Source organism: Psychrobacter sp. DAB_AL32B (assembly GCF_002224105.1).
GTDB lineage: Bacteria > Pseudomonadota > Gammaproteobacteria > Pseudomonadales > Moraxellaceae > Psychrobacter.
This window is the reverse complement of the sequence record NZ_NEXU01000134.1, coordinates 1-1,600: the sequence shown is the minus strand read 5'-3', so window position 1 is coordinate 1,600 and position 1,600 is coordinate 1. Positions and strand designations below refer to the sequence as shown.

Below are 1,600 nucleotides of genomic sequence, written 5' to 3'. Positions count from 1 at the left end.
CTTTAAATCGCTGTTATGATTATGTTTGATGATCGTATCAGCAGGCATTTAATCTAAATGGCAGTTACACAGAATCTGGGATGGGCTCGGATATGAGTAACCAATTGGATGCCCATCATACTTTGCTTCATGCACTAACTCGTTTCTTTGTTCGCTAAGTTTACTTCTACCTTTAGCATTCAACTTTGCCCAAACTGGTAATTTTAAATTGTATTTTTCTGATAACTTTATTAAACGTTTAGTATGATTACCTTCTAATTCTGAAAGGTTCCAAATACCATCAAGTACTTTATACTGTGCATCAAATTTATCCCATTCAAATTGATAGCTTTGACCCATTAGATACCAATGAATACAGGCAAACATCTGATTTCGTTTCTTCTGAGTTGAATCAATATAAAATCGATTTATGCTTTCCATACCATTGACGTAGTCAGCACCAAATAAACATACACCATTTAACGTAGTAGGCTTAAAAGCTGTGCGCCCTAAATACGAGTAACCTTCAGGAGTAAGATACAGTCCTTGTAAAAACCCGTATCCTAAAATAAGAAATTGTAAATGGTCATCAGATTAATTTTCAGTTGATGTTATTTGATGCGTAGAACTCATTTGAAAAAATGATTTATGAACTATTGGGGCATTAGATGCGAAGTGCTTCTTTTCAGAAGATGATTTCACAAGTTCTATTTCTGGTCCATAAAACCAACCGTTACTAACGCTTCTTGAATTTTTGAAGTCTTTTAAAATAGAATCAAAATCTAGGACAGGAGCAATTTCAAATTCCTCACATTTAAAAGCCTTATCGTCAATAAGAAAACCAAATTTCATATTAAATCCATTCTAATTTCATTGCCTTAAACCAATCAACATCCTAACATACATTAAAGAATAGATTGACTTTCAAACCCTAGCCAAAGAAAAGCCCCCATCGCGTCAGCGAAAGGGGCAAATCTAAGAAGAGAGAGCTGTCGATGACCTACTCTCACATGGCCGGAATCACACTACCATTGGCCCATTACATTTCACTTCTAAGTTAAGGTGCATCTCTGTTCTAGTTATAAATTTACTAGTTTGAAGATTTGAATGTTCCGTTTGAAATGTCTGTAACAAATCCAATAGCTGAAAATTTACCTTTATTAAAGTCCATATTTTTTTGATTGAGAAGTGAGTCATCTATTACATAAGCGATATTAACAGGAAGGCCATCCATTTTAGGACCGACATGCTGACCTAAATTTCTTGCACCAATAATGATATAAGTGATTTGACGTTCTTCACTTTGGAATGGTTCTTTTAGTGTAGCTAAGTAATATTCAGAGCCATCATCGTGTTCAAGTTTATTGAATATCATACCTTCAATAGGTAGTCTTTCTCTTAGCTCAATCGGACCTGTATCAATGTTTATAATTGAAAAGTACAACCGATATTTTTGCTCTTGCGAATCGACTAACTTCTGTTCTGCATTTGCAGTGGAAGAGAAGGAGAAGATAGATAATAATAATATAAGTAGTTTTTTCAATTTAGAGCCTTATAACGTCCATTTAATAAGTTGGTTATAGGATGAGGTTATTTAGAATAGCACAATAATCGTATACAA

3 protein-coding genes are annotated in these 1,600 nt (G+C 34.0%); all 3 read right to left on the bottom strand.

Annotation, left to right across the window (positions count from 1 at the left end; all coding sequences use genetic code 11):
- Positions 1 to 48: 48 nt before the first annotated feature.
- Entirely contained in the window at positions 49 to 420 is a 372-nt protein-coding gene (locus tag CAN34_RS13640) for a hypothetical protein (RefSeq protein WP_123891920.1), read from the bottom strand.
- A 153-nt stretch (positions 421 to 573) separates the two neighbouring features.
- On the bottom strand, positions 574 to 831 hold the full coding sequence (locus CAN34_RS13635) for a hypothetical protein (protein WP_089556101.1): 258 nt from the start codon (positions 829 to 831) through the stop codon (positions 574 to 576).
- Between the two features lie 238 nt (positions 832 to 1,069).
- Positions 1,070 to 1,522, bottom strand: a complete 453-nt coding sequence (locus tag CAN34_RS13630; protein WP_089556100.1) for a hypothetical protein — start codon at positions 1,520 to 1,522, stop codon at positions 1,070 to 1,072.
- Between the last annotated feature and the right edge of the window lie 78 nt (positions 1,523 to 1,600).

Excerpts from the sequence above, each read along its gene's own strand:
- CAN34_RS13640 (WP_123891920.1), bottom strand. The coding sequence starts at position 420 with ATGGAAAGCATAAATCGATTTTATATTGATTCAACTCAGAAGAAACGA.
- CAN34_RS13635 (WP_089556101.1), bottom strand. The coding sequence starts at position 831 with ATGAAATTTGGTTTTCTTATTGACGATAAGGCTTTTAAATGTGAGGAA.